The organism is Methylobacterium sp. 285MFTsu5.1 (assembly GCF_000383455.1).
Classification (GTDB): Bacteria; Pseudomonadota; Alphaproteobacteria; order Rhizobiales; family Beijerinckiaceae; genus Methylobacterium.
On record NZ_KB911280.1, the window covers coordinates 69466 to 86837 of the forward strand.

Consider the following 17372-nt stretch of genomic DNA (forward strand, 5'->3'; position numbering starts at 1 on the left):
CCGCTGGACAACGGAGGGGCGCGGCGTAGCATGGACGCATGGCGCACCCTCCGCACCGCAGGCCCGATCCCATGTCGGCAGCGTCGTCCCAGGCCGGGAAGGCGGCGCCGCTCCGGACGGAGCTGTCGGGCCCGCAATTCCTCGACGGGCAGTTCCTCGTCGCCATGCCCGGCATGGCCGACGAGCGCTTCGCCCGCTCGGTGATCTACATCTGCGCCCATTCCGCCGACGGGGCCATGGGCATCATCGTCAACAAGGCGGCGACCGACATCAGCATGCCGGACCTCCTGGTCCAGCTCGACGTCGCGCCCGAGGCGGACGCGATCCGCCTGCGCGAGCGGGTCGGCCACATGCCGGTCCTGATGGGCGGCCCGGTCGAGGGACGGCGCGGCTTCGTGCTCCACAGCGACGATTTCCACATCCAGCAGTCGACGCTGATCATCGACGACGGCATCTGCCTGACCGCGACCGTGGAGATCCTCCGCGCCATCGCCAGCGGCGAGGGCCCGGCCAGCGCCGTGCTGGCGCTCGGCTACGCCGGCTGGCAGGCGGGGCAGCTGGAGAGCGAGATCATGGCCAACGGCTGGCTCAACTGCCCGGCCGACCCGGCCCTGATCTTCAACGCCGACCTCGACGCCAAGTACGACCTCGCCCTGCGGGCGAACGGCATCGACCCGGCGATGCTGTCGATGACCGCCGGCCGGGCCTGAGCCGGGCGCGCTCGCCAGGGCGGCACGGCGTCTTCGCGAGCGCAGCGAAGCAGTCCAGGGCAGCGCGATGCTGGCCGGCGTAGCGTTCCTGGATTGCTTCGCTCCGCTCGCAACGACGGTTGCGCCGGGCCGCTGGCCGTCACCGGGCGGCCTTACTCCGGAACGGCGTCGCCGCCGCCGACCGCGTCCGGGTTCATGCCCTCGACCGCGGGCTTGGGCCGCGGCCGGCGGGGCGCCACGGAGGCGGTAGGCGTCGCCGTGTTGGCGCCGAGCCGGGTGGCCAGGGCCAGGGCGCGGTTCTCCGTCACCCGCAGATGGCAGAACCCGTGCGTGCCCTCGCGCGCGTAGGTGCGGCAGAGCTGCTCCCGGTCCGACGAGAACGCCGCCTGTTCGCTGACGATCGGCCGGACATCCTCGCGCCGGGCCCGCTGGGTCATCAGCTTGTAATTGTCCCGGACGGCCTTGTCGGCCACGCCGCGGGCGGTGTCGAACTCGCCGGCCCGCGGGATCAGGGTGGCGGCGCCCGGCCCCCAGAGGCCGACCGGCGTGGTCGCGCAATCCGCCGCCGAGAAGGTGCAGACCGGGCCCGAACCCAGGCTCGAGACCAGGACGCCGCCGTCGGTCACGTCGAAGCGCAGCGGGCACTCGGCCCCGGCGGCCTCGAAGCGGGGCACGCCCTCGGGCTTGCCCTCGGCGGTGAGCGCCACCGGATTGCCGCCCGCGAGCGGCACCGTGCACGAATCCGCCGGCTGCGAGATCTTGGTCCCCGGCAGCTTGATCCGCGCCGTGACGGCGGTGCCGGAACGCTCCAGCTTCAGGGATCCGGAGAGGCCGTTGAGCTGCAGCTCCTGGCCGATCACGCCGTCCTCAGAGGGCGTCTTCAGCACGACCGGGCGGGCCGGGACTGGGGCAGGCCGGGGCGCCTCGGGAGCCGCCGCGGGCGGGCCCGGCTCGCCCGGGGCCCCCGGGACGGGCGCCGGCTCCGGCAGGCCGCGCGGCGGCACCGGCGGCCGTTCCGGCTTGATGCCGAACAGGCGCTCGAAGAAGTTCTGGGCCCGCGCGGGGGGCGCGGCGAGCATCCCGGGCGCCGCGACGGCGACCGCCAGGATCGGGAGCAGGAGGCTGCGGGTCGGGCGCATCGGACTCTACGACGGGGACACGAAGTGGCGGGGCCACGCGCAACCCCTTGTCGAAACGTTAACACGCCGTCGATGGCGCCGACGTGGCAGCGGAGCAACAAAATGCAGCCACGCCACCGGGCCGGCGCCGGCGGTGCGGCGAGATCCTGCCGGAATGCCAAGGGGATGGCGCGGATCCGCGGGGCCGATCCCGCCGCGCAGGCTTCGCCTTGCGGGCCCGGAACGGGCTTCTTATATCGCCCTCGACGCGGGATTGCGCGCTGGGTTTCAGCCGTTCACGGCCCTTGATCCGGCCCGGGTCCCATACTCACATCACCCCCGACACCGCCATGGGCCGAGCTGCTTCGGGGCTCGGCGGTCTGCTTGAACGCGACACAAAGAGGGATCCCACCATGGGTAAAGTTATCGGCATCGACCTCGGCACCACCAATTCCTGCGTGGCCGTGATGGAAGGCACGCAGCCCAAGGTCATCGAGAATTCGGAAGGCGCGCGCACCACGCCGTCCATCGTCGCCTTCACGGACGACGGCGAGCGGCTCGTCGGCCAGCCGGCCAAGCGCCAGGCGGTCACGAACCCCGAGCGCACGTTCTTCGCCATCAAGCGGCTCATCGGCCGGACCTACGACGACCCGATGACCCAGAAGGACAAGGGCCTCGTGCCCTACAAGATCGCCCGCGGCGACAACGGCGACGCCTGGGTCGAGGCGGACGGCAAGAAGTACTCGCCCTCGCAGATCTCCGCCTTCACCCTGCAGAAGATGAAGGAGACTGCCGAGTCGCATCTCGGCCAGCCGGTCACGCAAGCGGTCATCACGGTCCCGGCCTACTTCAACGACGCCCAGCGTCAGGCCACCAAGGACGCCGGCAAGATCGCGGGCCTCGAGGTGTTGCGCATCATCAACGAGCCGACCGCGGCGGCGCTCGCCTACGGCCTCGACAAGAAGAAGTCCGGCACGATCGCGGTCTACGACCTCGGCGGCGGCACCTTCGACGTCTCCATCCTGGAGATCGGCGACGGCGTCTTCGAGGTGAAGTCGACGAACGGCGACACCTTCCTGGGCGGCGAAGACTTCGACAACCGGATCGTCGAGTACCTGACGGCCGAGTTCAAGAAGGAACAGGGCATCGACCTGACCAAGGACAAGCTCGCCCTCCAGCGCCTCAAGGAGGCCGCCGAGAAGGCGAAGATCGAGCTGTCCTCGGCCACCCAGACCGAGATCAACCTGCCCTACATCACCGCCGACAACACCGGCCCGAAGCACCTCGCGCTGAAGCTCAGCCGCGCGAAGTTCGAGTCGCTCGTCGACGATCTGGTGCAGCGCACGATCGAGCCCTGCCGCAAGGCGCTCAAGGATGCCGGCGTGTCGGCCTCCGAGATCGACGAGGTGGTGCTGGTCGGCGGCATGATCCGCATGCCGAAGATCCAGGAGGTGGTGAAGTCCTTCTTCGGCAAGGAGCCCCACAAGGGCGTGAACCCCGACGAGGTCGTGGCCATCGGCGCCGCCGTGCAGGCCGGCGTGCTCCAGGGCGACGTCAAGGACGTGCTGCTGCTGGACGTGACCCCGCTGTCGCTGGGCATCGAGACGCTGGGCGGCGTGTTCACCCGGCTCATCGACCGCAACACCACGATCCCGACCAAGAAGTCCCAAACCTTCTCGACGGCGGAAGACAACCAGAACGCGGTCACGATCCGGGTCTTCCAGGGCGAGCGCGAGATGGCGGCCGACAACAAGCTGCTCGGCCAGTTCGACCTCGTCGGCATCCCGCCGGCGCCCCGCGGCATGCCGCAGATCGAGGTGACCTTCGACATCGACGCCAACGGCATCGTTAACGTGACGGCCAAGGACAAGGCGACCAACAAGGAGCACCAGATCCGCATCCAGGCCTCGGGTGGCCTGTCGGACGCCGACATCGACCGGATGGTGAAGGACGCCGAGGCGAACGCCGAGGCCGACAAGAAGCGGCGCGAGCTCGTCGAGGTGAAGAACCAGGGCGAGAGCCTGATCCACGCCACCGAGAAGTCGGTGACCGAGTACGGCGACAAGGTCCCGGCCGCCGACAAGGGCGCGATCGAGACCGCGATGACCGCGCTCAAGACCGCGCTGGAGGGCGACGACGTCGAGACCATCAAGGCCCGGACCACGGAACTGATGCAGGCCTCGATGAAGCTCGGCGAGGCCATGTACGCCGCCAACCAGGCGGCCGGCCCGGATGCGGGTGCCGAGGCGGCGGCCTCCGAGAAGAAGGACGACGTCATCGACGCCGACTTCCAGGAGGTCGACGAGAAGGACCAGAAGAAGCGCGCCTGAGGCGCGGATCTGATACGACCGCGCGGGGCCGGAGCGATCCGGCCCCGCCTTTGCGTGAGAAGCGTATTCAGAAGCTCCGTCATGCCGGGCCTGCGGGGCCCGGAACCGGGAGCCGCCGGCCGATCGCGGATCCGCGTCGTCGGCGCCTCCGGTTTCCGGGCTCGTCGCGGCCTCCCGGAACGGCGGCGCGGTGGTAGAGAAGCGTCGCGGCCCGGGGTACGGGACGGGACGGGAAGGCACCTGAGGGCGGGATGTCGAAGCGGGACTACTACGAGATCCTGGGGGTCACCAAGACCGCCACGGAAGGCGAGATGAAGGTCGCCTTCCGCAAGCTCGCGATGACCTATCATCCCGACCGGAATCCCGGCGACAAGGACGCCGAGATCAAGTTCAAGGAAATCAACGAGGCCTATCAGTGCCTCTCCGACGGCCAGAAGCGCGCCGCCTACGACCGGTTCGGCCACGCGGCCTTCAGCCAGGGCGGGGCCGGCGGTCCCGGATTCGGCAACGAGTTCGGCGACTTCATGTCGGACATCTTCGACAATTTCTTCGGCGACGGCCGCGGGGCCGCCGGCGGTGGCCGCGGACGCGGCGGCACGCCGGGCCGCGAGCGCGGGGCCGACCTGCGCTACAACCTCGAGATCACTCTGGAGGAGGCCTTCACCGGCAAGGCCGAGACCATCAAGATCCCGACCTCGATCACCTGCGAGGTCTGCGACGGGTCCGGCGCGAAGCCCGGCTCGAAGCCGCGGACTTGCCCGACCTGCGCGGGCTACGGACGGGTCCGGGCGGCGCAGGGCTTCTTCGCCATCGAGCGGACCTGCCCCAACTGCCACGGCCGCGGCGAGATCGTCGACGACCCCTGCACCGCCTGCCAGGGCGCCGGGCGCGTCAACCGCGAGCGCACCCTCTCGATCAACGTGCCGGCGGGCGTCGATGACGGGCTTCGGATCCGGCTCGCCGGCGAGGGCGAGAGCGGGCTGCGCGGCGGGCCGGCGGGCGACCTCTACGTCTTCCTGTCGATCAAGCAGCACGAGTTCTTCCAGCGCGACGGCGCTGACCTGTTCTGCCGGGTGCCGATCTCGATGGTCACGGCCGCGCTCTCGGGCGAGATCACCGTGCCGGTGATCGACGGCTCGCAGACGCAGGTGCGCATCCCGGCGGGGACGCAGACCGCCAAGCAGTTCCGCATCAAGGGCAAGGGCATGCCGGTGCTGCGCTCGCGGGAGGTCGGCGACCTCTACATCCAGGTCTTCGTCGAGACCCCGCAGAACCTGACCAAGCGCCAGCGCGAGCTGCTCCAGGAGTTCGACCAGTCGGCCTCCCCGGAGAACCATCCGGAGTCCGCGGGCTTCTTCTCGAAGGTGCGGGACTTCTTCGGGGGCGCGGTCCGGCCGTGAGGCCGGATCCGAATCCCGGGAAGACCCGTTATGCAAGCGGCCGGCGTGGCTTGCATCCCCTAGGCGCGGCGCCGGCTTGACTGTAAGACAGCGCCGTCCCTAGCCATTCATTCTCATCCGGCATCAAGGAATCCAGGACTTGCCGCCGCTCCGCCGTCCCAACGCGAAGGCTCCTGCGGGCAGGAGCGCGATTTTCGGGCCGCGGCGCGACCCCCTCGAGGACGAGGCCCGATTCCTGCGGTCCTGGCTTGAGCGCCCCCTGGTCACGGGGGCCGTGACGCCCTCGGGCAAGATGCTCGCCCGGACCATGGCCGCCTACGTCGACCCGCGCCTCGAAGGGCCCGTGGTCGAGCTGGGCCCCGGCACCGGTCCTGTGACCGAGGCGCTGATCCGGCGCGGCGTCGCGCCGGAGCGGCTGATCCTCGTGGAGTTCAACCCCGATTTCTGCCGCCTCCTGACCCATCGCTTCCCGGGCGTGCGGGTCATCCAGGGCGACGCCTACAACATGCGCGCGAGCCTCCAGGACGTGCTGACGGAGCCCGCCGCCGCGACGATCTCGAGCCTGCCGCTGTTCACCAAGCCGCTGGAGCAGCGGCTCGACCTGCTCAACACCGCCCACGACCTGATGCGGCCGGGCGCGCCCTTCGTGCAGTTCACCTACGCGGTCGTTCCGCCGATCCCGGCCCGCTGCGAGGCCGGCAGCTACACCGCCGACCGCTCCAACCGGGTCTGGCTGAACCTGCCGCCGGCGCGGGTCTGGGTCTACCGCCGACCCTGACCTGAACACCGCCTGAGCGAACAGGTCACGTTTGCGTCAACTGGAAAGGCGCACACCTGGGACACGGCCGGACGCCACAGGGCGACCGGCGTGGATCAGGAGAACGCCGATGTTCACCAAGACCGCACGGACCCGTTTGGCCGCCGCCCTGGCCTTCGGCGGACTCGCCTTCGCGGCGCCGGCCATGGCCGCGCCCCTCGGCCGCGATGCCGGCCTGCAGGCGGAAGCCGGCGACGTCCAGACCGTCCAGTACGGCTACGGCTACGGGCACCGCCACGGCGGCTGGGGTCACCGCGGCTACGGCCCGCGCCATCACCACCACGGCTGGGGCCGGGGCCACCATCACGGCTGGGGGCACCGCGGCTTCGGCCCGCGTCACCATCACCACGGCGGCTGGGGCCATCGCCACGGCTACGGCCGCTGGTAAGGGCTCCGAGCCCGCCGCGCCCGGCCACGGCTCCGTGATGGCCGGGCGCGCCCGCTAGCCGGCGCCCACCCGCTCGAGGACGGGCGGGCGCTCCGGCGGCGCGTTGCCCATTCGGTAGGCCGCCCGCAGCGCGGCCTCCGCCCGGTCCGCGGCGGCCTCGTCGGCCGCGTGGACGATCCCGAGCAGCCCGCCGGACGATCCGGGACCGGCGAGATCCGTGAAGCCGACCCGCGGGTCGACCGGATCCTCCGGCCGGGTGCGGCCGCCGCCGAGCCCGATCACCGCCAGGCCCAGCGCCCGCGTCGCGATCCCCGCGACGGTCCCGTCCTGACGGACCGCCCGGCGCACCGGCGCGGCGGGCAGATGCGCCTCCGGCCGCTCCAGGAGATCGCCCGGTCCGCCGAGCGCCGCGATCATGCGGCCGAAGCCCTCGGCCGCCCGGCCCGAGGCGAGGGCCTGCTCCAGCCGCTCCGCGGCGCTATCGCGGTCCGGCGCCAGGCCGCCGACGACCAGCATCTCGGCGCCCAGCGCCACCGTGACCGCGTGGAAGCGCGGCTCGCGGCGCGCGCCCGTCAGGTAGTCGAGCGCGTAGGCGACCTCGACGGCGTTGCCGGCCGCGCTGGCGAGCGGCGCGTCCATGTCGGTGATCAGCGCGGCGGTGTGCAGGCCGGCCCCCTCCGCAACCGTGACGATGCTCTGGGCCAGCGCCCGCGCCTCAGGCACGCCCGCCATGAAGGCGCCGGAGCCCTGCTTCACGTCCATCACGAGCCCGTCGAGCCCGGCGGCGAGCTTCTTCGACAGGATCGAGGCGGTGATCAGGTCGCGGGACTCGACCGTGCCGGTGACGTCGCGGATCGCGTAGAGGCGCCGGTCCGCGGGCGCGAGTTCGGCGGTCTGGCCGATGATGGCGCAGCCGACCTCCGCGACGACCCGGCGGAACGCGTCGAGCCCGGGCGTGGCGTCGTAGCCCGGGATGCTGCCGAGCTTGTCCAGCGTCCCGCCGGTATGGCCGAGGCCGCGCCCCGAGATCATCGGAACGTAGCCGCCGCAGGCCGCGACCATCGGGGCGAGCGGCAGGCTCACCGCGTCGCCGATGCCGCCGGTGGAGTGCTTGTCGAGGACGGGCCCGGGCAGGTCCCAGGCGAGGATCCGGCCCGATTCCGCCATTGCGCGGGTGAGCGCCACCCGCTCCGGCAGCGACAGGCCGCGGAAGAACACCGCCATGGCGAAGGCCGCCGCCTGCCCCTCCCCGACCGTGCCGTCGGTGAGGCCGCGGATGAAGGCCCCGATCTCGTCCGGATCGAGGGGCTGGCCGTCGCGCTTGGCCCGGATCGTCTCCTGAGGCAGCCGCACGCTCACAGCGTCCGCGCCCGCATCAGGGTCTCGAACAGGCTGCTCGCCCCGAGCCGGAAGGTTCTCGGGCTCACCCAGCCGGGACCCATCAGCCGGTCGGCGAGGTCGAGGTAGGTGGCGGCGTCGGCGACGCTGCGCAGGCCGCCGGAGACCTTCAGGCCCGCGGGGCGGCCGCCGGCGCGGATCTCGGCCAGCATCGCCTCGGCGGCTTCCGGGGTCGCCGAGACCGGGCTCTTGCCCGTGGAGGTCTTCAGGAAGTCGGCGCCCGCCTCCAGGGCGATCCGGCTGGCCTCCCGGATCCGCTCCGGCTCGGCGAGCGCACCCGTCTCCAGGATCACCTTCAGGGTCGCGGATCCGCAGGTGTCGCGCACGGCCTCGACCATGTCGCGGGCCACCGCCGCCTCGCCCCGCAGCAGCGCGCCGTAGGGCAGGACGAGGTCGATCTCGTCGGCGCCGTCGCGCAGCGCCTCGGCGGTGTCGTCGGTGGCGCGGGCGCAGTCCTCGCCGCCCGCGGGGAAGTTGATCACCGTGGCGATCCGGATCGCGGTGCCCGCGAGCGCCCGCGCGCCCTGCGCGACGAAGCGCGGCCAGACGCAGATCGCCGCGACGCCGCCGCGCTTCGCGTCCCGGCAGAGGACGTCGATCCGGGTCTCGGTGCAGGTCTCGCCGAGATCGGTGAGGTCGAGGAGCGGCAGGGCCCGGCGTGCGACCGCGCCGGCTTCGGGGTCAGTCATCGGCTGTCTCTCCGTCGGGCAGGCCGGCCACGAACGCCCGGACCAAGCGGCCGAGATCCTCCGCGGCCCGGGCCGCGACTTCCTTCGTCTCCGCGTGGTGCGGCGCGCCGCCGGCAATGCCGGCCGCGAGGTTCGTCACCACCGAGACCGCCGCCACCGGCAGGTCGAGGAACCGGGCGAGGATCACCTCCGGCACGGTGGACATGCCCACGAGGTCGGCGCCCAGGATGCCGGCCATCCGCACCTCCGCGGGCGTCTCGAAGCTCGGGCCCGAGAACCACGCGTAGACTCCCTCCCCCAGGGGCACGCCGCAGGCCCCGGCCGCCGCGCGGAGCCGCGCCCGCAGGTCCGGGTCGTAGGCCTCGGTCATCGGCACGAACCGGGCGTCGCTGGCCTCGCCGATCAGCGGGCTCAGGCCGGAGAGGTTGATGTGGTCGGCGAGCAGCACGAGGCAGCCGGGCCCGGTCGCGGGCCGCAGCGATCCGGAGGCGTTGGTGAGGAGCAGGCGGCGGGCGCCGAGGTGCCGGGCGCAAGCGAGCGGCACCCGCATCGCCGCCGGGTCACCGCGCTCGTAGGCGTGGGCCCGCCCCTCGAAGATCAGGACCGGCCGCCCGGCGAGGCGGCCGCGATGCAGCCGGCCGCCGTGGCCGCTGACACCGGGCCCCGGAAATCCGGGGATCGCCGCGTAGTCGACGGCGCGCGCGTCCGTGAGGGCCGCCGCGATCCCGCCGAGGCCGGTGCCGGTCACCACCGCGCAGGCGTAGGGACCCGCGAAGCCGGCGGCGCGCAGGGCGTCGCGGGCGGCCGCCTCACTCACCGAGCGTCTCCGGGCCGAAGGATTCCGGCAGCAGCTCCGCCAGCGTGAAGGTGCGGGCGACCCCGCCCGGACCGGCGGCGTGGATCGGGGTGTCCGGCCGGGCGAACTCGCGGATGCGCTGGCGGCAGGCGCCGCAGGGCGTCACCAGGCCGTTGCCGTCGCCGCAGACCAGGATCGCCGCGATGCGCCGGCCGCCGGCCGCCACCATGGCGGCGATCGCCCCGGCCTCCGCGCAGGTCCCGACCGGGTATGCGGCGTTCTCGACGTTGCACCCGGCGTGGATCGCGCCGCGCTCGTCGCGCAGCGCGGCCCCGACGGGGAAGCGGGAATAGGGCGCGTGCGCGTGCGCGCGCACCGCGCGCGCCGCCTCGAACAGGGCTGCGAGCCCGTCATCGTCCCGTGCTGGGTCCCGTGCTGGATCCGCGGCCTGCATGGCCGATCTTTGGCACCCGCCGGGGCGCTCTGTCGAGGCCCCGGGCGGGAGTCCGGCGCGGCGCTCAGCGGGTCGCCGGACCGGCGCCGAGGAGGCTCGCCGCCTGACGCAGGTCCGCGTCGCTGCGCGGGCCGCTCAGGGCGTAGGCGGTGTCGCCCGCGTTCCACGAGACGACGTCGCCGTCGTCCGAGCCGGTGATGAGCGTCGTCGGTCCGCCGCGGATGCCGCGGGTGGCGAACAGCGACGCCTCGCCGAAGCGCTCGGTCTCCAAGGCGACCTCGATCCCGGTGCCGTGCCGGGCGGGGAAGACCTGGATGTCGCGCACCCGCCAGCCGTCCGGCAGGGCCGGCAGGTCGATGCCGGTCGCCGAGCGGAGCCGCGCCCGGTCGTAGACCGGATCGTCGGCCTGGCCACCGATGCTCTTGCGCAGCTGCGCCACGACCCGGGCCTGCCGCGCGTCGGCGATCAGGGCCGGATCCGGGGTCGCCGCCAGGGTGTCGGGAACGCCGAAGCGGCCGATCTCGTCGTGGGCCAGCCAGCCCGCGCCCACGAGCACCGCGATCGCGGCGGCCCGCTTCAGGCGCGAGGCGACGCGGCGCCAGCGCAGGTTCCGGTCGAAGCGGCGCGCCAGGACCATGTTCCGGTCCGGCCCGGGCCCCGGAACGCGCTCGAAGCAGGCCCTGAGGGCGTCGCGATCGTGCATCTCGGCCATCACCCGGGCCGCGGCCTCGGGATTGGCCGCGAGGTGCGCCTCGACGTCGAGACGGCGCATCGGGTCGATCTGGCCGTCGACGAAGGCGATGAGATCGTCGTCTGTGATCGGATCGATCATCGTGAAGTCCTCGAATCCAGCGTGCCCGGAGGCGATCCGCCGGTCGCAATCGTCAGTCGGCACCGGCGCCCGCGGGTGCCGGTCCTTCATCAGCTCCGCGCTCAGCTCTCTCCGACGGCGCGTCGCAGAGGCCAGGCGGACCTTTCCCGCGGCTCGTCGGACACGACGAGCCGGAGGGTGGAGGGCGGTCCGCGCCGCGTCTCGGGTGTCTTGGCGGGCTCCGCCTCGTCGGAGCTGCGGTCGGTCCGCGTCCCCTCCTCGAAGGCCCGCAGAGCCGCCCGGCCGCGGCCGAGACGGGACATCAGCGTGCCGATCGGGATGCCGAGGACGGCCGCCGCGTCGGCGTAGGCCATGCCTTCCAGGGTGACGAGGTGGAGCGCCGCGCGCTGCTCCTCCGGCAGCTTGAGGAAGGCCTGCCGGATCTGGGCGAGGCGCACCTGACCCTCCTGGGCCGGCGGCGCCATGTCCTCGGTCATCCGGACCAGTGTGTCGGCGTGCCGCGCCTCGACCTGCCGGCGGCGCTGCTCGTCGATGAAGGCGTTGTGCAGCACCGTCATCATCCAGGTGCGCAGATTGGTGTTCGGCCGCAGCGAGCCCTGCATCTCCAGGGCCCGCACCAGCGTGTCGTGCACGAGGTCGTCGGCCCGCAGCGTGTCGCGGGTGAGCGACCGCGCGTAGCGCCGCAGGGGCACCAGCAGGTCGAGGAGGTCCGCGCGCTTGTTCTTGTCCGATGCCATGATGTGTGAACGCGGGGGCCGCACGTTTAATCCCGCCTGCCGGCCCGGCGTCGCGGTCAGGCCTGGTCGAGGGTGGCGGCGATCCCCGAGATCACCCGCGGATCGGTCGGCTCGACCTGCGTGGCGAAGGCCGCCGCGAGGCTGCCGTCGCGGGCGATCAGGTACTTGTGGAAGTTCCAGCGCGGCGTCTCGGCGGGGCGCTCGGCCGCCGCCCAGCGGTAGAACGGGTGGGCGCCCGGCATCTTCACCCGGGTCTTGGCCGTGAGCGGGAAGGTGACGCCGTGATTCCTCCGCGCCGCCTCCGCGATGGCCTGGCCGTCCAGGGGTTCCTGGTTGCCGAAATCCGGCGACGGGACGCCCAGCACGATGAGCCCGCGATCGCCGAACCGCGTCCAGATCGTCTGCAGCCCGGTGAGCTGCCCGGCATAGCCGCAAGCTGTCGCGGTGTTGACCACGAGAATCGGCTTCCCCGCGTAGGCGGAGAGCGGCATCGGCGCGGCCTCCGGGGTCTCGAAGGCGAAATCCGTGGCCCGCGCGGTGCCGGCGGGCTGCTCCGCGGCGCGGGCGCCGCCGGCGAGACCGGCACCGATCAGGATCAGGGCCTCGCGGCGCAGCAGCGTCATGGCGGTGACCTCTTCGCGACCTCGTCGCGCCACTGAGCGCGCGATTTTCCGCGCGGCAACGCGCCCGACCCGCCACGGTTTCATGCGCCGCGACGGTCGTTTCGACGCAGGCTCGACCGCCGCGGATCGGAAGGCCGGCGGGCGGCCTCAACCGGTCCGGACCGTGTCGAGGAAGCGGCCCACTTCCACGTCGAGCTGTTGAGCCTGCCCCAGCAGCCCGGACGCCGCCTCGAGCACCTGTGCGGCGGCGCTCCCAGCCCCCTCCGCCGAGCGGGCCACGGCCGTGATGTTGTTGGTGACGGCTCCGGTCCCGAGTGCCGCCTGCCCGACGTTCCGGACGATCTCCTGGGTCGCCGAACCCTGCTCCTCGACCGCCGCGGCAATCCCGCTCGACACTGCACTGATCTCGTTGATGCGGCTGACGACCCGCGTGATCGCGTCGGAGGCGTCCCCGGTCCAGGACTGGATCTCGCCGACCTGTCGGGCGACCTCCTCGGTCGCCTTGGCGGTCTGCTCGGCCAGTTCCTTGACCTCGCTCGCGACCACCGCGAAGCCGCGACCCGCCGCGCCGGCGCGGGCCGCCTCGATCGTGGCGTTGAGGGCCAGCAGGTTGGTCTGGCCGGCGATGCCCGAGATGAGGCCGACCACGTCGCCGATCCGCGTCGCGCTCTCCCGCAGGCTGCGCATCAGGTCCGCGGATCGTCCGGCCTCCGCGACGGCCGTGTCGGCGAAGTCGGCCGCCGTCTGCACCTGACGGCCGATCTCGTGAATGGTCGTGCCGAGTTCCTCGGCGGCGGCAGCCACCGTGCTGACATTCGTGGCCGCCTGCTCGGCCGCCGCCGCGACCGTCGTCGACTGGTCGGCCGTCTCGGCCGCAGCGAAGCTCATGCGCGCGGCCGTGGATTCGAGTTCGCTCGCCGCCGACGAGACGGCCCGCACCACACCGCCGACCGCCGCCTGGAAGCCGTCGGCCATCTCGACCATCGCGGCCTTGCGTTGCGCATCGAGGGCGGCACGGGCCTGCGCAGCCTCGGCTTCGAGGGTCGCGGCTCGGACGAGGCCGTCGCGGAAGACTCGGACCGCATCGGCCATGGCGCCGATCTCGTCACCGCGGCCGACTCCGGGCACTTCGGTCCGGAGATCGTTCGCCGCCATCCGGGTCATCGCGGCCGTGATGGCGCGGACCGGCTTGGCGATGCCGATCTGCAGGAGCGCCAGACCGATCAGCCCGATGCCGGCCATCAGGCCGAGGCCGATCAGGCTCGCTGAACGCGTCGCCGCGATGGCCGTCGCCGCGGCCTGAGCCCGGCCGTTCATCAGCGCGCGCTCCGTGTCGGCGATCTCGGCCGTCTTGGCGCGGATCTCGTCCATGATCGCCTTGCCGACGCCCGAGATCATGATCCGGCGCGCCTCTTCCCGCGTCGCGGCATCGCGCATCAGGGCGATCTCGCGATCCGCGAACGCGCTGCCCCAGCGATCAGCCAGCGACTTCAGGTCCGTCAAGCGTGCCTGCTGCGCGGGGTTGTCCGCCACCAGCCGCCGCATCTCCGACCAGGCCGCCGCGAAGGCCTCACGTCCGGCCGTCTCGGGCTCGAGGAAGCGCGGCTCCGCGGCGATCAGGTAGCCGCGCAGGCCGGTCTCCCGATTCACCATCGCGAGGCTCATCCGCTCGACCTGTTCCAGCACCGCCTGCGTATGCTCGATCCGGTCCTGAGCTTCCCGGATGTCACCGATGTTCCGCAAGGTTATGCCGGCCACGACCAATGTAACGATGAGCATCGCGCCCATGACAAGAGCGATCTTGATGCTGATCCTGTAGTCAGACATACGAAATGACATGTCTCGGGCTCTCCCCGCGGTGAGTGAGTCGCCGCCTCATCAACCGCGCTCTGCCCGTAGACGCTTCATCGTCGCTTATGAAGAAAAATTTTTATTAACTCGAAGTCAGACCAAAATACATATACGCAAACTCCCTTCATTCCACCGAACATCAGGCCGATAATCTGCCAGATCCGACAATATTTGACAGATCTCGACAGAAAATTGTCTTGATATCAATTATTCGTACACGGCCCGAAGGGCCCATCACTGATACGTCTGCTGAAGGTCGACCGTGCAATCCCGGCCGATCCGCTCGTAGTTCTCGGCGAGCCAGGCCTGCGCGGCGGCGCGGCCCTTGTCGCGCAGGCGCTTGAACACGGTCCAGCGCGCGTCGAGCTTGGAGGCGGCGTTATAGTCTTCGAGGGCGTCGGTGCCGTCGATCCGGTGCACGAGGACCCGGCGGTACTGGCCCTGGCCGAGGGTGCCCTCCTCGATCAGCCCGTCCAGGAAGTCGATCGCCCGCAATTCGCGCATCAGATTCGCGTTGAACGTGATCTCGTTGAGCCGGTCGCGGATCTCGGCCTCCGTGCGCGGGGTCTCGCGCCGCTCCACGGGGTTGATCTGCACGAGCAGGATGTCGCGGGTCTGGGCGCCGCGGTGCAGGGGGTAGAGCGGCGGGTTGCCGAGGTAGCCGCCGTCCCAGTAGGGCACGCCGTCGATCTCCACCGCCTGGAAGACCGTGGGTAGGCAGGCCGAGGCCATCAGGTGGTCGACGGTCAGGCGCTCGCGCTCGAACACCGCGAGCTTGCCGGTCCAGACGTTGGTCGCCGAGACGAACAGGCCCGCCGTGTCGGCCTCGCGGAGGCGGTCGAAATCGACCTGCTCGGCGAGCGCCTTGCGCAGCGGATTGATGTTGAGCGGGTTCGACACGTAGGGGCTCGGCGCCAGCATCTTGGCCCAGAACTCGGCCACCGGGTTGCCTTTCCACAGGCTGAACAGGCCGCTCACGAGGTTGCGCTGGGCCGGCCCCAGGTCGCCGTCGAGGCTGACCTCGCGCCAGAACCGCTCCAGACCCTCGCGGGCCCCGTCCGGGCCGCCCTTCAGCCAGCCATCCACCAGAACGACGGCGTTCATCGCCCCGGCGCTCGCCCCCGTCACCGCCTCGAAGCCGAGGCGGCCGTCCTCGATGAGCGCGTCGAGCACGCCCCAGGTGAAGGCGCCGTGCGCGCCGCCGCCCTGGAGAGCGAGCGCCACCGGCTTCTCGAACTTGGGCCCGGCGAGCGCGGGGCCCGGCGCCTGCGCCGGCTGCGCCTCGATCGCGTCGGTGACGGGCGATTCGGGAACGGCGGTGGCGGGGTTGTGCGGCTCGGCGCCACCGAATTGCTCGCTCATGTCGGCCTCCTGATCCACCACACAGATGGGATGCTGCGATGCAGCATCAACCGTGCGGCGGGATCGCGGCGGGGTGCCCGCCCCGCGCCGGCACCTGTCCCGGCCTGAGCGAATCGGCAACAGAGTCCGACGAAAACCGGCCGGCGACGGCGGCGGGTGCCTCCGGGACGTGCAGGAAACTCGACATCCGCGCCCGGATACGACATGACAGCCGCGATGCTGTCCTGCGCGATGCTGCCCCGCGCGGCGCCGGGTTGACGCGGCGCCGGGTCGTCCGCAGCTAACCCGCGGCAGCCCCGAAGTTCCGGCGAGGCGTGTCCCCGGGACCGGCCCGGCAGCCGTCACGGCTCCGGCACCCGCGAGGCGCGCCCGCGAAAGTCCACGATGGAAGTCATGGAAGCCACCCGTTCCGAGAACCCCGCCGACAACCCGCTGGCCGGCGGCGGACCGGAGATCGCCGGCCCCGCCCCGCGCCACCGCACCGTCGGCGTCACGGTCGGTGAGGGCGAGGGCGCGGTCACCGTCGGCGGCGGCGCCCCGATCGTCGTCCAGTCGATGACCAACACCGACACGGCCGACATCGACGCCACCGTGGCGCAGGTCGCCCAGCTCGCCCGGGTCGGCTCGGAGCTCGTGCGCATCACGGTCGACCGCGACGAGGCGGCGGCCGCGGTGCCGAAGATCCGCGAGCGCCTCGACCGGATCGGCGTCCACGTGCCGCTGGTGGGCGACTTTCACTACATCGGCCACAAGCTGCTCGCCGACCATCCGGCCTGCGCGGAGGCGCTGGCCAAGTACCGGATCAACCCCGGCAACGTCGGCTTCAAGGACAAGAAGGACACGCAGTTCTCGGCGATCATCGAGCAGGCGATCAAGCACAACAAGACCGTGCGGATCGGCGCCAACTGGGGCTCGCTGGACGGCGAGCTGCTCACTCACCTGATGGACGAGAACGCCAAGGCGCCGCGGCCGATCGACGCCCGGGCGGTGATGCGCGAGGCGATGGTCCGCTCGGCGATCAGCTCGGCCGACCGCGCCGTGGAGCTCGGCCTGCCGCAGAACAAGATCATCCTCTCGGCCAAGGTCTCGGCGGTGCAGGACCTGATCGCCGTCTACCGCGAGGTGGCGCGCCGCTCGGACTACGCCATCCATCTCGGCCTCACCGAGGCCGGCATGGGCTCGAAGGGTCTCGTGGCCGCCTCGGCCGCCATCGGCGTGCTGCTCCAGGAGGGGATCGGCGACACGATCCGGTACTCGCTGACCCCCGAGCCCGGCGGCGACCGGACCGTCGAGGTCAAGGCCAGCCAGGAACTCCTGCAGACCATGGGGTTCCGCACCTTCGTGCCGATGGTGGCGGCCTGCCCGGGTTGCGGCCGCACGACCTCGACCACGTTCCAGGAACTCGCCCGCGACATCCAGAACTGGATCGTCACCTCCATGCCGGAGTGGAAGAAGACCTATCCGGGCGTCGAGGGGCTGAACGTGGCCGTGATGGGCTGCATCGTGAACGGCCCGGGCGAATCGAAGCACGCCGATATCGGCATCTCGCTGCCCGGCACCGGCGAGACCCCGACCGCGCCGGTCTTCATCGACGGCAAGAAGGCGATGACGCTCCGCGGCCCGACGCTGGCCAAGGACTTCGAGACGATCGTGATCGACTACATCGAGCGCCGATTCGGCCAGGGCGGGAACCGCACCGCCGCCGAGTGACGGGCGGGCCGACGCGCAGGTCCCGCGAGACGGAGACCGCGTCGCCTCCCGCCGTCGCTCCGGGGCGCCGCGTGTCCGGTTAACGTTGGCGGCGTGGCCCGCCGTGCCGAGACCCAGCTCCGCGTTCTTCGCGGGTGCACACGGTTTCCGGGCGCAC

At 71.9% G+C, this 17372-nt stretch carries 16 protein-coding genes; 6 read left to right on the forward strand and 10 right to left on the reverse strand.

Annotated features, from left to right (window positions below; genetic code table 11):
- Positions 1-71: 71 nt before the first annotated feature.
- On the forward strand, positions 72-710 hold the full coding sequence (locus H288_RS0117230) for a YqgE/AlgH family protein (RefSeq protein WP_020093826.1): 639 nt from the start codon (positions 72-74) through the stop codon (positions 708-710).
- Between the two features lie 152 nt (positions 711-862).
- Here H288_RS0117230 and H288_RS0117235 read toward each other — a convergent pair whose 3' ends face one another.
- Positions 863-1849 (reverse strand): hypothetical protein, encoded by a 987-nt coding sequence (locus tag H288_RS0117235; RefSeq protein ID WP_020093827.1) that lies wholly within the window; start codon positions 1847-1849, stop codon positions 863-865.
- 392 nt (positions 1850-2241) lie between these two features.
- Here H288_RS0117235 and dnaK point away from each other — a divergent pair, with 392 nt between their 5' ends.
- From dnaK to H288_RS0117255, 4 genes are all read left to right on the forward strand, one after another.
- Positions 2242-4158, forward strand: coding sequence for a molecular chaperone DnaK (gene dnaK, locus H288_RS0117240; protein ID WP_020093828.1), 1917 nt, complete (start codon positions 2242-2244; stop codon positions 4156-4158).
- A gap of 251 nt (positions 4159-4409) precedes the next feature.
- Positions 4410-5558, forward strand: coding sequence for a molecular chaperone DnaJ (dnaJ, locus tag H288_RS0117245; RefSeq protein WP_020093829.1), 1149 nt, complete (start codon positions 4410-4412; stop codon positions 5556-5558).
- Positions 5559-5697: 139 nt separating this feature from the next.
- Entirely contained in the window at positions 5698-6336 is a 639-nt protein-coding gene (locus tag H288_RS0117250; protein WP_020093830.1) for a phospholipid N-methyltransferase, read from the forward strand.
- A 109-nt stretch (positions 6337-6445) separates the two neighbouring features.
- Entirely contained in the window at positions 6446-6763 is a 318-nt protein-coding gene (locus tag H288_RS0117255) for a hypothetical protein (RefSeq protein ID WP_020093831.1), read from the forward strand.
- 54 nt (positions 6764-6817) lie between these two features.
- On the opposite strand, the gene deoA is transcribed toward H288_RS0117255, so the two are convergent.
- From deoA to H288_RS0117300, 9 genes are all read right to left on the reverse strand, one after another.
- Positions 6818-8116, reverse strand: coding sequence for a thymidine phosphorylase (deoA, locus tag H288_RS0117260; protein ID WP_026605027.1), 1299 nt, complete (start codon positions 8114-8116; stop codon positions 6818-6820).
- Positions 8117-8118: 2 nt separating this feature from the next.
- Positions 8119-8850 carry a deoxyribose-phosphate aldolase gene (deoC, locus tag H288_RS0117265; RefSeq protein WP_020093833.1) on the reverse strand — a complete coding sequence of 244 codons (732 nt, stop codon included), beginning with the start codon at positions 8848-8850 and terminating at the stop codon, positions 8119-8121.
- Positions 8843-9667 carry a purine-nucleoside phosphorylase gene (locus H288_RS0117270; RefSeq protein ID WP_020093834.1) on the reverse strand — a complete coding sequence of 275 codons (825 nt, stop codon included), beginning with the start codon at positions 9665-9667 and terminating at the stop codon, positions 8843-8845. Before H288_RS0117270 ends, deoC begins: the two co-directional genes overlap by 8 nt.
- Positions 9660-10100: a cytidine deaminase gene (locus H288_RS0117275; RefSeq protein ID WP_020093835.1), complete on the reverse strand. Its 441-nt coding sequence runs from the start codon at positions 10098-10100 to the stop codon at positions 9660-9662. Before H288_RS0117275 ends, H288_RS0117270 begins: the two co-directional genes overlap by 8 nt.
- Before the next feature lie 64 nt (positions 10101-10164).
- Positions 10165-10932 carry an anti-sigma factor gene (locus H288_RS0117280; RefSeq protein ID WP_026605029.1) on the reverse strand — a complete coding sequence of 256 codons (768 nt, stop codon included), beginning with the start codon at positions 10930-10932 and terminating at the stop codon, positions 10165-10167.
- Between the two features lie 101 nt (positions 10933-11033).
- Positions 11034-11669 (reverse strand): sigma-70 family RNA polymerase sigma factor, encoded by a 636-nt coding sequence (locus tag H288_RS0117285; RefSeq protein WP_020093837.1) that lies wholly within the window; start codon positions 11667-11669, stop codon positions 11034-11036.
- Positions 11670-11725: 56 nt separating this feature from the next.
- Complete coding sequence (locus H288_RS0117290) at positions 11726-12292, reverse strand: glutathione peroxidase (RefSeq protein WP_020093838.1); 567 nt, start codon at positions 12290-12292, stop codon at positions 11726-11728.
- Positions 12293-12439: 147 nt separating this feature from the next.
- Complete coding sequence (locus tag H288_RS0117295) at positions 12440-14080, reverse strand: CHASE3 domain-containing protein (protein WP_020093839.1); 1641 nt, start codon at positions 14078-14080, stop codon at positions 12440-12442.
- A 297-nt stretch (positions 14081-14377) separates the two neighbouring features.
- The gene (locus H288_RS0117300; RefSeq protein ID WP_026605031.1) at positions 14378-15505 is read right to left on the reverse strand and encodes a patatin-like phospholipase family protein; all 1128 of its coding nucleotides are present in this window, start codon (positions 15503-15505) and stop codon (positions 14378-14380) included.
- 384 nt (positions 15506-15889) lie between these two features.
- Here H288_RS0117300 and ispG point away from each other — a divergent pair, with 384 nt between their 5' ends.
- The gene (ispG, locus tag H288_RS0117305; protein ID WP_026605032.1) at positions 15890-17215 is read left to right on the forward strand and encodes a flavodoxin-dependent (E)-4-hydroxy-3-methylbut-2-enyl-diphosphate synthase; all 1326 of its coding nucleotides are present in this window, start codon (positions 15890-15892) and stop codon (positions 17213-17215) included.
- Positions 17216-17372 lie beyond the last annotated feature (157 nt).